At 41.5% G+C, this 13004-nt stretch carries 13 protein-coding genes; 4 read left to right on the top strand and 9 right to left on the bottom strand.

Translation table 11 applies throughout. From position 1 onward, the window contains the following. The coding region (locus OA91_RS12920; protein ID WP_157203820.1) for an IS110 family transposase at positions 1-260 on the bottom strand (260 nt) is incomplete at its 3' end. A 449-nt stretch (positions 261-709) separates the two neighbouring features. Here OA91_RS12920 and OA91_RS12915 point away from each other — a divergent pair. Beyond that, positions 710-1354: a DsbA family oxidoreductase gene (locus OA91_RS12915; RefSeq protein ID WP_063338756.1), complete on the top strand. Its 645-nt coding sequence runs from the start codon at positions 710-712 to the stop codon at positions 1352-1354. Between the two features lie 80 nt (positions 1355-1434). Here OA91_RS12915 and OA91_RS12910 read toward each other — a convergent pair whose 3' ends face one another. From OA91_RS12910 to OA91_RS12890, 5 genes are all read right to left on the bottom strand, one after another. Then, on the bottom strand, positions 1435-1911 hold the full coding sequence (locus OA91_RS12910) for an OsmC family protein (protein ID WP_063338755.1): 477 nt from the start codon (positions 1909-1911) through the stop codon (positions 1435-1437). Positions 1912-1946: 35 nt separating this feature from the next. Next, positions 1947-3266 (bottom strand): Na+/H+ antiporter NhaC family protein, encoded by a 1320-nt coding sequence (locus tag OA91_RS12905; protein ID WP_063338775.1) that lies wholly within the window; start codon positions 3264-3266, stop codon positions 1947-1949. Positions 3267-3451: 185 nt separating this feature from the next. After that, positions 3452-4057, bottom strand: a complete 606-nt coding sequence (locus tag OA91_RS12900; RefSeq protein ID WP_063338754.1) for a pyridoxamine 5'-phosphate oxidase family protein — start codon at positions 4055-4057, stop codon at positions 3452-3454. Positions 4058-4161: 104 nt separating this feature from the next. Then, positions 4162-4575 (bottom strand): nucleotide triphosphate diphosphatase NUDT15, encoded by a 414-nt coding sequence (locus OA91_RS12895; protein ID WP_063338753.1) that lies wholly within the window; start codon positions 4573-4575, stop codon positions 4162-4164. 17 nt (positions 4576-4592) lie between these two features. Next, on the bottom strand, positions 4593-5774 hold the full coding sequence (locus tag OA91_RS12890; RefSeq protein ID WP_063338752.1) for a multidrug effflux MFS transporter: 1182 nt from the start codon (positions 5772-5774) through the stop codon (positions 4593-4595). Positions 5775-5904: 130 nt separating this feature from the next. Here OA91_RS12890 and OA91_RS12885 point away from each other — a divergent pair, with 130 nt between their 5' ends. After that, positions 5905-6879 (top strand): LysR family transcriptional regulator, encoded by a 975-nt coding sequence (locus OA91_RS12885; protein WP_063338751.1) that lies wholly within the window; start codon positions 5905-5907, stop codon positions 6877-6879. Positions 6880-7020: 141 nt separating this feature from the next. Here OA91_RS12885 and OA91_RS12880 read toward each other — a convergent pair whose 3' ends face one another. Further along, positions 7021-7554 carry an NADPH-dependent FMN reductase gene (locus OA91_RS12880; protein WP_046016411.1) on the bottom strand — a complete coding sequence of 178 codons (534 nt, stop codon included), beginning with the start codon at positions 7552-7554 and terminating at the stop codon, positions 7021-7023. A 185-nt stretch (positions 7555-7739) separates the two neighbouring features. Between OA91_RS12880 and OA91_RS12875 the strand changes: the two genes are divergently transcribed. After that, positions 7740-8648 (top strand): LysR family transcriptional regulator, encoded by a 909-nt coding sequence (locus OA91_RS12875; protein WP_063338750.1) that lies wholly within the window; start codon positions 7740-7742, stop codon positions 8646-8648. A gap of 83 nt (positions 8649-8731) precedes the next feature. On the opposite strand, the gene parC is transcribed toward OA91_RS12875, so the two are convergent. Next, positions 8732-11020, bottom strand: a complete 2289-nt coding sequence (parC, locus tag OA91_RS12870) for a DNA topoisomerase IV subunit A (protein WP_063338749.1) — start codon at positions 11018-11020, stop codon at positions 8732-8734. A gap of 317 nt (positions 11021-11337) precedes the next feature. Between parC and OA91_RS12865 the strand changes: the two genes are divergently transcribed. Beyond that, positions 11338-12039 carry a cupin domain-containing protein gene (locus OA91_RS12865; RefSeq protein WP_063338748.1) on the top strand — a complete coding sequence of 234 codons (702 nt, stop codon included), beginning with the start codon at positions 11338-11340 and terminating at the stop codon, positions 12037-12039. Positions 12040-12101: 62 nt separating this feature from the next. Here the strand turns inward: OA91_RS12865 and OA91_RS12860 are convergent, their stop codons facing one another. After that, on the bottom strand, positions 12102-12986 hold the full coding sequence (locus tag OA91_RS12860) for a GNAT family N-acetyltransferase (protein ID WP_082827931.1): 885 nt from the start codon (positions 12984-12986) through the stop codon (positions 12102-12104). Positions 12987-13004 lie beyond the last annotated feature (18 nt).

Genomic DNA, 13004 nt, shown 5'->3' with positions numbered 1-13004 from the left:
TTCGTTTTAACGTAAGGCTTTACATATTGTGGTGGCATCAACTTAACTTCATGACCTAATTTTTGAAGTTCTCTAGCCCAATAATGCGCACTACCGCAAGCTTCCATACCAATTAAACAGGGCGTTAAGTTACTAAAAAATTTAAGTAACTGATTACGCCTAAATGATCGATTCAAAATTGGTTTACCTGCGCTATTAATGGCGCACACTTGAAATATCGATTTAGCAAGATCAATACCTGCTACTTGAATACATTCCATATTAACCTCCTAAACTGAAGAACTAGCTCAGTATAGAAGGGGTGTCCATTTCATTATTTTAATAATGCTCACGCTCGATTTATCCGATTTATCCGATTTATCCGACTTATCAACCACATTCAAAACGTCACATCACTCTTTTTTAGATAAGATTTAAAAAGGAAAGGCGGCTACCTACCAACTGAAAACCTTCCTGGCTAAACGCACATGTGCGTTACCTCAATCCCTGCTTAATCAGTTACAAAACCACGCTTAGCAACATTATAACTCATTGATTCTATATAACTTTAAACCCGACTCAAAGATAAAATCTGTTAATTTTTAATAAGCTCACTTTTGCCTCACTCACCCCCAACCCACAATTTCCAACTTTTTTCACCCTAAGCCCTAACACTCCCTCGCGTAATAAGGTATAAAGCGTCGCAAAGAAACAGACTATTGGAGGCCGTATGGCTGATTTTCGTATCGATATCATTTGTGACACAGTTTGCCCTTGGGCTTACCTTGGTTATTCACGCTTAAAACAAGCGATGGAACAGCTAGGTGATGATTATCGATTTGATATTCGCTGGCAGCCCCTTGAGTTACACCCAGAAGTGTCTACTCAAGGACAAGACAGAATCGAATATTTGACCAGCCGTTTTGGCAGTGAAGAAAGGCTCAACGAAGCGGATCACGCGCTACAGCAAGTGGGTAAAGAAGAAGGCATAGAGTTTAACTTTAGCGATAAGGCGCTTATCCCTAATACTCATCTAAGCCACCAGCTTATCCATATTGCTAATAAAAAGAAGCTTGGCACTAACCTCGCGTTAGCGCTTTTCCACGCTTACTTTACCGATGCGAAAGACATAGGTGATGTGGACGTGTTGGCTGAGATTGGTAAGCAAGCTGGCCTTGATGAAGATGCGATTGAAGATGCCTTCACAGAAGAAACTAAGATCAAGGTTGAGAAGAAGCTAGCGCAATTTAAGAAGCTAGAAATCGATAGCTCGCCGACCTATGTGATTAACGATCAATACGTTATCCAAGGGCCACACCAAGCAAAAGACTTCTTCAAAGTGATTATGGATATTGCTGAGAAGACACCCGCTTAAGCGCGTCTTGCGACATAAAAAAGGGAAGCCATTGGCTTCCCTTTTTGCTTTCTGAGATCTTCGCTTTTTTCTTACTTTACTCAGGCCAAAGACAAACGTACTTGGGTTTCGATCTGGGTTTTCACTGAATTAGCAATAAAACAAAGATCGTGAGCTTGGTGATGCATCTTTTCAAGTTGCTCTAGGCTTGGTTGACGCTCGCCCAAGAAAGCCACATAAGGTCGAAGGGTAACTTTAGTCATGGCCATTTTGCCCTCTTCGTCTTCTTCCATCAAACCTATGGCATCATCTTTATATTCATTAATCAGATAACGCTTTTTTGCTGCAATAGAAAGAAAAAAGAGCATGTGGCAACTCGACAAAGAGGCCACAAAAGCTTCTTCTGGGTCAACATTCGCTTCAACCGAATACGGCAAAGGCACGATATGGGGAGAAGAAGATGCAGGCATACTCAGGCCACCATCAAAATGCCATTGATGTGCTCGGCTATATTGGTTATCGATAAAACTTTCATCTTCACCTTTGTGCCATTGCACGCAAGCATAATACTCAGACATATCCTCTCCCTAAATGCATCTAGTGATAAAACCGATTAGCGCTTATCTTCCCTTGGCCATAAGAACAGAACAAAGCACAAGGTAATAATCGCAAGGGCCCAACAATAATAGATACTTGAAACCAAAGCAAAAGGTGGAATAGCAGCGATAGAACTCGCCAATAGAATTTGCGCGCCATAAGGAATTAACCCTTGTACCACACAAGAGAAGATATCTAACAAGCTAGCACTTCTGGCGGCGCTTACTTGGTATTTCTCGGCAATCTCTTTTGCTACTGCCCCTGAGATGAGAATGGCAATGGTATTGTTCGCGGTCGCAAAGTTCATTAATGCGACGAGTAAGGCTATACAGATCTCACCGGCTTTGGTTTGCATTAAACCCAGATCAGCAAGTTTACTTACCAAGGCCTGTAGTTTGGCTGAGATCCAAGCTAGACCACCTTCACTTCGCATGAGAGCCGCAAGACCACCTATCAACAAAGATAAGAGCATGGTTTCTTGCATGGCACCAAAGCCTGCATACACATCTTGGCTAATGCTCGCAATGCCATAGGTTTCTTGGTGGAAATAACCAATACCCGAAGCGAGTAGCAAGCCACTAAAAAGCACCACAAAAACATTGATACCCAAAACGGCTAAAGCTAATACCGATAGGTAAGGCAGAATCAAGATGTATTCATAGTCGCCTACATCAGCTAATTGACTATCGGCACCTGCGAAATATAGGACAATCAGCGTGATTAGAGCTGCTGGAATGGCAAGCTTCACATTCATACGGAACTTGTCTTTCATCTCACAACCTTGGGTACGGGTTGCCGCAATCGTGGTATCTGAAATGATAGATAGGTTGTCACCAAACATGGCACCACCCACTACACTTGAGATAGCTAACACTAGCTCAATATCACTGACCTCAGACACACCTAAGGCAACGGGTGCAATCGCGGCGATGGTGCCCATTGACGTACCCATGGCAGTGGCAATAAAGGCAGAGATAATAAACAAACCCGGCAGAATAAAGCTGCTAGGTACACTTGCTAAGGCAAAGTTAACCGTCGCATCAACCGCACCTATCGACTTCATCACGCTGGCAAAAGCACCCGCCAATAAGAAGATAAGTACCATGGTAATAATGGTGTTATCGCCCACACCTTTAATGAAGGTATCTAGCGCTTTATTGAAAGACCCTTTTACCATTAAAAAGGCGATCAGAATGGCGGGTAAAATCGCAACCGGGGCTTTGATTTGATAGAAGGCAAAATCAGTACCTAAGCTTTGATAATAAAGCCCGCTACCAATAAAAAGACTTAAAAATACGAGAAATGGCAAAACTGCCAAAGAGGACACTTTGTTCACTGGGTCAAACGCTCCGAAGGATAATAAGAAGTAACACACTGTGAGCCACTTATGGCAGCTCACAGCGGGCGACAAGCTTACGTCACTTCAAAATTATTACCACGCAAAGTCCCCAAGCCATCATGAAAGGAATTCATTTAAAACCTGATTAATACGGATTTTAGCAAAACTGAGTGTTTTCTATGCTAAAGACCCTGTTTATATCGGGCGACCATGGCCTCTTGGCTTTCTGGCTCTTCATCTATCTTAAGTTGATCGTGCATCATTCTGCCCATGGTCGGTAGTTGAGAACGCTCTATTTTCGACTCTTCAGACCAAAGCTCGGATCGCATTAACGCCTTAGCACAATGTAAAAAGACTTCTGTGACTTGGACCTCGATACATGATATAGGTGTTTTTTGGTGAGAGGTAAAGAGGTTCAAGTAATCTTCTCTTGTCGAAATCCGCGCTGTGCCATTGACTCTTAAGGTTTCGTCCACCCCAGGGATCAGAAAGAGACAACCTATATTGCCTGTATCGAGAAGGTTTACCAAGGTATCAAGACGGTTATTACCTCGGGCATCTGGGATGATGATGTAGTTGTTATTGACCACCTTGATAAACCCGGGCTCACCTCCTCTTGGAGATGAATCTAACGCGCCCGATTTAGCATAACTGGATAAGGTGACAAAGGGAGAATGCTCGATAAAGTTAATCGAATGCTTTTCTAGTGCATCCAGCTGCTTGTCTTTTGCTCTGCCTTTTGCAAAGCCATAGAGCTCTCTAAGTTGTACTTCTGATTCAATGTACATAATCATCCTTGTTCATTTTATGTGACGAGTAATAAGGCTGGTTGCCTGATAATTCTTACCTTAAAAACTTTAACATTAGAAGCAGCTAGAATAGATAAATTAATTTAACTTTTTAACTCAAACCCTTGTTTTATGAAATTAGCAAGAGAAGGAAACAAAGGCTTAGGTAAATCCTGCCAATCAAACCACTGCCAAGTTAAGCACTTTTCCGGCTCAGCAAGCTTTAGCTCGCCAGAAATTTGCTCGGCTTGTAGAAATAGCGTGACATAGTGTTTACCCACATCAGCAAATAAATCATTTGTTACGCCAACATTGGTTAAGCCTGAAATAGTGAGGTTTGTCTCTTCGAAAGTTTCTCTGATGGCGCAGTCTTCAAAGGTTTCCCCATATTCTAAATGACCGCCAGGTAGCCCCCAAGTATTGGCACCATAAGCGCCAATACGCTGGCCTAAAAGAACCTTACCCTCCTTAACTAGGATGACACCGATTCCTACTTGTACCTGTTTATTGTCTTCCACCTTTATTCCTCTTCGAATTAGTTAGCTGGATCTAATTTAAACAGGTCTTGTTTATTAAAACTATGCAGACCTAGCCAAATTATTGGCAAGAACATGACAATAGCAAAATTGGCCATAGCACCAAAAGGCAAGGTGTTAATCATGGCAACCATTAAAGAAGCACCTGTCATTTGGAAAAAGCCTAATAAGGCTGATGCTGTTCCAGCTCTTTCAGCAAATGGCGCTAAAGCTCCCGCATTAGATACAGCAAAGACAAAGCTAACACCTGTACTCGAAATAAAGACAGGTATCATCAAGGCAAGTGGATCAAGGCTATCAAGGACTAACAATAACCAAACACCTGCAAATAAGGCTAACGACGAAGCAAACTGTATCGCAAATTTACGCCCTACTTTGTCGATGATTTTAGGTGCTGTGAAAGAAGCAATAATATTAATAAAGGCATTGAAACCGAACCAAAGGGAGAAGGCGAAAGTCGACTGTTTCATCACCACCATTAACTGGACTGAAACCATGCTGATGTAGGCGATAATGATGCCCATAAACAGCATAACCATACCCGCGTGAAAGCGAAATTTAGGGTTAATTAAGATAGGTTTATACCGTTCTAAACTGATCAGTTTCTTTTGTTTTACCGTGTCAGAAGGCAAGGTTTCTGGCAGTTTTAGTATGATGACAAACGCCATCAGAATCGCATAGGCATACATAAGAATAAAGCCAGATTCCCAACCCCACCAATTTAAAAGTATACCGCCTAACATTGGAGCTAAAGCAGGAATCACGCAGATAACGCCGTTCAAGTAACTGTATATACGGCTGGCTTTTTCTAGGCTGTAACTGTCTCTCACACCTGAAATAACACAGACAGAAATGGCACAAGCCCCTAAACCTTGTAACACACGAGAGAACCACAAGACTTCAACCACTGTGGCTAATGAGGCAATTAATGCACCACTAAAATACAAGGCAATACCGGTCAAACCTAAAGGCTTACGACCATGCCTATCAGCTAAAGGCCCTGCAATTAATTGCCCTAACCCCATGGCAGACAAATACATGGCAACCGAGGCTTGAACCCCATCAACATGGGTATTCATGGATTCAGCAATGGCGGGAATTGCAGGCAAATAGACGTCTATTCCGAGAGGGCCTAATAAGATAATGAGCAAAAACAGATTGAGAGAAGGTGGTTGAGCCATAAAACAAGTATTCCAAAAAGCAGGTAGGACAAACATGATTTAATGTTTAATTAATACTTAGTTTAGTTTGATTTGAAGATGAAATATAATGACTTATTGGCTTCATCTTGTTTCCATTTTGGAATAATCCATGCAACTTGCTCAAATCGATCTAAACCTACTCAAACTCATGCTGATTCTTTTAGAAGAAGGCAGCGTTAGCCGCGCGGCTTATCAACTTAACCTGACTCAATCTGCTGTCAGTAAACAGCTTACGAAATTAAGGGAACAAGTTGGTGGCGAACTCAAAGACCCTCTTTTTATTAAGGCGGGTACTGGCCTTAAAGCAACGGCGAAAGCCCAAGCGATGGAGCAACCATTAAGAGAATGGATAAGGCTTTATTGCCAAATGATGGTGCCAAGTCAGTTCGATCCTAAAGAGGATGAAAGAGAGTTTAAAATCTCCATTGCTGAAAATGCTTTCCCTGTTGTGGTTCCCAGTTTTATGCAATCTCTGACACAGGCAGCACCCAAGGTAAAACTCAACATAGCTAAGACACATTCCAAAAGTATCCAGCTCGTTGAGCAAAGCCAGCTTGACCTTCTTATTATTGCCCGTGATACGGATTCACGAGCAGGCTTTCCTTGGAACATCAACCATTTACCAGATCTTCCAAAGGTGGCTTTATTTGAAGATGAGAATGTTTGCTTAGTCCGAAATGATCACCCTATTTTAGAGAGTACGTGGAATTTAGAAAACTTTTTAACCTTATCTCGTATTAAGATCAGTGTGGAAGAGCAAACCCGCTGGCTGCTAGACGAAGTGCTTTTAGCACAAGGTAATGAAAGTACGGATTTAGCCGTAGTGGCTGATTTTCACAGTGCCGCCCTACTCACCCAACATTCGGATATGAGCATGATTTGCACCTCAGCTTTTGCCAATCAGTTATGCGAACGATATCAGTTAAAGATGTTGCCTATGCCTTTTCATCTCGCGCCTGCAAGGTACTTTATGCTTTGGCCTGAAACCCAACAAACCAACCCTGCCCATATTTGGTTAAGAGAATTTATTCAGCAAAAATGCCTTGAGCATGTGACGATAAACCCACCTGAGTCACTCAATTAACGCTGTACATTTAAGTTTACTTAAACAAGTTCAAATACAAAAAAGCCATCAAACAGATATATTTGATGGCTTTTAACAGAAGATCTAAGCTTTTAACTCTCGCTATAGCTAGATTTTTCAACCTAGTTTCTTCTCATAAAGTTAAACAAGCTGAGCTAATGCAGACTCTAGTTTGTCTTTAAGCTCTGGGTTAGTTAACTCGCCTTTTTCTAAATCAAAGTTGTCATAAAAGCTTGGAATAGAAAGATCCGCTTTAACATTACCGGCAAAATAAGGAGCCGATGTTTTTGCTTGAGCAAGCACAGTTGCTGCGCCACCAGGACCTGGTGATGTTGCTAATAAAACAGTTGGCGTTTCTTGATAAAGCTTCATATCAACACGTGATGTCCAGTCAAAGATATTTTTATAAGCTGCCGTGTAAGTACCGTTGTGCTCAGCAAAAGAAATAATAAGGGCATCTGCTTCACCAATTTTTGCATAAAAGTCTTTTGCTAATTGTGGCAAGCCTGACGCGTTTTCTATATCGCTGCTGTAGATAGGCATTTCAAAATCGTTTAGATCTAGGATCTCAACTTCTACATTGTCTTTTTGGCCAAGAAGGCCTGCTGCATAAGTTGCTAATTGCTTGTTTAGTGATTGAGTGCTGTTACTTGCGCCAAAAGCTAATACTTTCATAATATTTCTCTCATCTAATTCAGTGTGGAGCTGCCTTTTAATCTGGTGCAGCTGATCGATGAAGTTATATTAGACTATCAACACATAATGATTAATCCACATTTTGTAGAATAATAATTTCCATTTGGCTCTTAATCAGAAACAAGGCACACTAGAGTGAATTATCTAAATTAGAACTCGAACGTATGACCTATAACGCACAACTTTTAGACGGCATGGTAATTTTTGTCGAAGTCGTCAATAGCGGCAGCTTTACTCAAGCAGCGCAAAACAGTGGCCACTCGACCTCTTATATCAGTAAAGAAATCCACAAGTTAGAGTCACGCTTGGGCTTACGCCTGATGCACAGAACAACACGATCACTAAGCTTAACGCCAGAAGGTGAAGCTTATTATAGACAGTGCTCCTTGATTATTAACCAAGCAGAAGAAGCTGAATCAGCGTTAAGTGGCCAGCAACTTGAACCTAAAGGCGATTTACGTATTAGCTGCCCTACCAGCTTTGGTTTATCTCAAATGCCTGAGATCTTTGCTGACTTTCTGGATAGATATCCGCTTGTTAATTTGGATGTGGATTTAAACAATCGCAAAGTCGACATGATTACTGAAGGCTATGATATTTTGGTTCGAGGAGCGCATCAGCTTGATGACTCTAGTCTTATTAGCCGTAAGATATACTCATCCCACGCTGTGACTATCGCCTCACCTGACTATTTAAAAAAATACGGCACCCCGGCTCATCCAAGTGAGTTAGTTAATCATCAAACGATTTCCTATTCTTATGTAAAGCAACCTAATCTTTGGTCGTTTGAAACAGACAAAGAAAAACCGATTCAAGTACAGGTAAAAAGCCGCTTAATGACGAATAACTCTGAGCTAGAGTTGGATTTATGTCTTGCTGGTAAAGGCATTACACGCATGCCTAAGTTCAACCTAGGTGATGAGATAGAAACCGGCAAGTTAGTCCAGCTTTTTGAAGATTATGACAGGTTCAAAATTGATGTTTATTTGATCTACCCGAGCCGTAAACACCTCTCTTCTAAGGTGCGCTGTTTTATCGACTTTGTTAGTGAAGCGCTAAATAAAGATCGTTAAAAAGCTAATCACTAGGCACAAAAAAGGGCCATACGGCCCTTTTTTGTTTATCTCTGCTTTTTCAGTGAGTTGGCTTCAACTCGTTAGCTAAGTAAATCAGATTGTGCCTGAGCACTTTTACCTTCACCTAATTTCACTTCTAATGCATCAACACGTTGGAAACCACGAGGTAATTTCAAACCACGTCGCCCTCGCTCACCTTGGTATTCATTTAAGTCTTTTTGTGTGAAAGACATAAAGCGCTTACCAGAATGCGCTTGTAATAAGTCATCCGCTAACACACTTGCCATGGCAACCACATACTCTTCATGACTCGCGGCACGAGAGGCTTGAATGCTAATCATCTTATTACCCTTACCCTTCGCCATTTGAGGCAGGGAGTCAGCTTTAAAGGCAAGCATACGTCCTTCGTTAGAGGTCACGACGATATGAGAGTTAGCAGGGTCTGACACGCGTATAGGGCCAAGCACTTTCGCCGAAGTAGGCAAGGTTAAGGTTGCTTTACCTGCCTTATTCTTAGCATGAAGATCACCCAATTTAGCAATAAAGCCATAACCGGCATCACTGGCAATAAGGTAGAAAGCACTGTCTGTATCAAGCATAGCCGCCACGATTGTGACATCTTTATCTAGGCTAATACGCCCTGTGATTGGTTCACCTTGCCCTCTCGCTGATGGCAAGGTATGCGCTTTAATTGAGTAGCTACGCCCATTAGACGCTAATAGAACGAGTGTCTGATTACTGCGTCCTTTACAGGAAATAGAGAATTCATCCCCAGACTTGTAGTTAAGAGCTAACGGGTCAACATCATGACCTTTAGCAGAACGTATCCAACCTTGTTTAGAGATCACAACCGTGACAGGGTCATTAGACAATAAGTCTTCTTCGCTGAAAGCTTGAGACTCTTTACGCTCAACAATCGGTGTACGTCTTTCATCGCCATGGGCATCAATCGCTTCTTGGATCTCTTCACTGATGAGTTTTTTCAGTTTGCGATCTGAACCAAGTAGTGCTTCAAGTTGCTTACGCTCTTTCTCTAACTCGTCTTGTTCACCTTTAATACGCATCTCTTCTAGTTTTGCTAGATGACGTAATTTCAGCTCTAAAATAGCTTCCGCTTGAATGTCTGTTAAACCAAAACGAGACATAAGCTCTGCCTTTGGTTTTTCTTCATTACGGATAATTTCAATCACTTCATCAATATTCAAAAAGGCAACTAATAAACCTTCAAGAATATGCAAACGATTAAGGACTTTATCTAATCTAAATTGAAGACGCTTACGTACTACATCGATTCTAAATTTAAGCCATTCAGTTAAAAATGCTTTTAGGCCTTTAACATGAGGCAAGCCGTCTAATCCGATAACATTCATGTTAACGCGATAAGATCGTTCAAGGTCTGTTGAAGCGAATAAGTGCGTCATGACAGCTTCCACATCAACCCTGTTTGATTTAGGCACGAGCACTAAACGTGTTGGGTTTTCATGGTCAGACTCATCACGTAAGTCCACTATCATAGGTAATTTTTTAGCCTGCATTTGCGCGGCTATCTGCTCTAGAATCTTCGAGCCAGAGGCGTAATGAGGTAATTCATTAATAACAATGTCGCCCTCTTCCATCTCATAACGAGCGCGGGCTTTAATTTGGCCTTTACCTGTTTCATACAGCTTTTTGATATCGGCTTTCGGTGTTGTGATCTCACCACCAGTCGGATAATCAGGACCCTGTACGAAGTTCATCAAATCATCTAAATCCGCATTTGGATTATTAAGCAGATGAATACAAGCATTACCCACTTCGGTGAGGTTGTGTGGCGGCACATCCGTTGCCATACCTACCGCAATACCTGTAGTACCGTTTAATAGTAGGTTAGGTAATCTTGCTGGTAATACTGACGGCTCTTTTAATGTGCCATCAAAGTTTGGAATCCAATCAACCGTACCTTGTGATACTTCACGCAATAGCACATCGGCATATTTTGATAACCTAGATTCGGTATAACGCATAGCGGCGAAGGATTTTGGATCATCCGGCGCGCCCCAGTTACCTTGACCATCGACCATAGGATAACGATAAGAAAACGGCTGAGCCATTAGCACCATAGCTTCATAACAAGCACTATCACCATGTGGATGGAACTTACCTAGTACATCACCCACAGTACGTGCTGATTTTTTATATTTAGCCGTCGCTTTTAAACCCAGCTCGCTCATCGCATAGATGATGCGCCTTTGCACTGGCTTGAGTCCATCACCTATGTGGGGCAAAGCCCTGTCTAAGATGACGTACATGGAATAATTCAAATAGGCTTTTTCTGTGTATTCCTGCAGGGACAATGTTTCGTTCTGCTCGAAATTTGACAACTCGCTCAAGGATGATTTCCTTCTTACAAAATTTGGCCAGCACTTAGAATGAACTAAGTCTTTGCTTCCCTAATCTTAATTAGGATGAAAAATATGGGCTCTACTATAAAGAATTGCAGCCAATGCCCGCAACTTTATCGACCTTTAAATGCTAAATAAACGCCATGAGTTGCTGAAATCTTTGCCCTCTGGTTAGATTTTCGTCATTTTTACCTTAACTCATTCATTAGCCAACCAAATAGCAGAGATTTTTGGTTTGAAGAAAGGAAAAATAAGGCATAATAAATGCTATTAAAACCGTCTCTTTACTTTATGAAGGAAGTAAAATGAATTCAGCCGATCCATCCCAAGCCCCCTACCCAAGCCCGCAGCACGCGCTTGGCCAAGCGAGCAAAAGGCGGATCTTGTGTAACGAAAGTCATTTTAGAATCTATCATGAAAGTGTCATTCAAGATGAGCAACATAGTCGCTTTTACCATTTCCCCAATGATGCTTTTGTATTTCTTCTGGCTGGACAAGCTTACTTAAGTGATGCAGACGTTGGTACGGCGTTAAACCAATACCAAGGCGCTTGGATTAAGCCAAACCGCGCCCACAAGCTGGTGCTTTTATCTCCTTCGGTAGAGTTACTGCTAGTGGCTTATCAAGGCAATTTAGCTCCTTGCGCTAACGAGCATTATCTGATGAATCAGAGCTCTAAAAGCAAAATCGAAAATAATGAAAGTATTAACCGACAAACCATCAGTCATATCGAAAGCTTAAGTATTGATCTTGAAACCTACCCAGAGAATGAAGCTGAGCATTTGCATTATCATAGGCAATCCAGACAGTTCATCATGTCACTAAAGGGTGATTTCAACCTGCTGATAGATAAAAAAGAAGTGCTATTAGAAAAGTTTGATTGGGCTTTGGTAAATGAAAAACAAAGGCACAGGCTTAAAAACCTTAACCAAGGTACTAGCCAGTGCTTGAGTATTTATAGTCCACCACCAGCAAAAGACAGGGTGCTGGTGATTAAAAAGAAATAACGAATCGCAGCAACAAATAAGCATTGCAAATCAAAACGACAAAATCGACGCCTAAACAAATCCTAAGAACGCAATACCTTTGCCGTGAGTATATGGTCTTCCCATTTACCCGCTATCTTCAAATACTTCTCTGCTCTGCCTTCTTCAACAAAACCTAAACGCTTTAAAACAGCCCCACTGGCTTGGTTTTTGGGCATATAATTCGCCATAAAACGACTGATGTTTTGTGTTTTATGCATGTACTCAATACCTGCTGAAATAGCTTCATGCATTAACCCTTTTTTCTGCTCGGCTTCGGCTAAGCTATAACCTAGGTAACAAGCTTGAAAAACACCTTGAACAAGATTGGAGAAGTTACAGTAACCTAAGATTTTCGTTTCTTCTGGGTTTAATAAAAAAAATGCAAAGGCTTGATGTTGAAGGAAGTCCTTTCGACACTGCTTAATTCTTTGAATGGAGGTTTCCAGTTCATAATAGGAATCGTGCCTTGCGGGTTCCCACTCTTTAAAAAAAGTGCGATTCTGACACACATAATCATGTAATAGTGGCGCTTGATCGGGAGAAAGTATTTTCAATACCCCCCGTTCGGTTTTTATTTCAGGGAAACGAACGTGCACTATTTCATTATCAGGGGCAACAAAGCTTTTTTGCTCTCGCACTTCGACAATGCGAAGTTCATAGGCTTCAAACCAGAAATTCTCTCCAAGACTTTCGGCTCTTGTATACAAAGAGTGGGCTTGCCAAGCATGAATGCTATCGACATCTTGCCAATATGAAATGTAGATATTTTCTTCGTTTTGAGATTGTTCTGCACCTAAAAAACCCTTTTGTTGAGTCGCCACCTGCATCATTTTATCCATCATGATTTCAAATGCAGCATGCGCTGAATTCAGCCTTACTGTTAAAATAGCGGCATAATAAGGTAACTCAACAGATTCACTAAACATTAAGCGACTTCCTTTTTG

The sequence above is a fragment of the Marinomonas sp. SBI8L genome (genome assembly GCF_001624705.1).
GTDB lineage: Bacteria > Pseudomonadota > Gammaproteobacteria > Pseudomonadales > Marinomonadaceae > Marinomonas.
Note: the sequence above shows the minus strand (reverse complement) of the source record. Positions and strands in the feature narration are given on the sequence as shown.

Excerpts from the sequence above, each read along its gene's own strand:
- OA91_RS12915 (WP_063338756.1), top strand. The coding sequence starts at position 710 with ATGGCTGATTTTCGTATCGATATCATTTGTGACACAGTTTGCCCTTGG.
- OA91_RS12910 (WP_063338755.1), bottom strand. The coding sequence starts at position 1,911 with ATGTCTGAGTATTATGCTTGCGTGCAATGGCACAAAGGTGAAGATGAA.
- OA91_RS12900 (WP_063338754.1), bottom strand. The coding sequence starts at position 4,057 with ATGTACATTGAATCAGAAGTACAACTTAGAGAGCTCTATGGCTTTGCA.
- OA91_RS12890 (WP_063338752.1), bottom strand. The coding sequence starts at position 5,774 with ATGGCTCAACCACCTTCTCTCAATCTGTTTTTGCTCATTATCTTATTA.
- OA91_RS12885 (WP_063338751.1), top strand. The coding sequence starts at position 5,905 with ATGCAACTTGCTCAAATCGATCTAAACCTACTCAAACTCATGCTGATT.
- OA91_RS12880 (WP_046016411.1), bottom strand. The coding sequence starts at position 7,554 with ATGAAAGTATTAGCTTTTGGCGCAAGTAACAGCACTCAATCACTAAAC.
- OA91_RS12875 (WP_063338750.1), top strand. The coding sequence starts at position 7,740 with ATGACCTATAACGCACAACTTTTAGACGGCATGGTAATTTTTGTCGAA.
- OA91_RS12865 (WP_063338748.1), top strand. The coding sequence starts at position 11,338 with ATGAATTCAGCCGATCCATCCCAAGCCCCCTACCCAAGCCCGCAGCAC.
- OA91_RS12860 (WP_082827931.1), bottom strand. The coding sequence starts at position 12,986 with ATGTTTAGTGAATCTGTTGAGTTACCTTATTATGCCGCTATTTTAACA.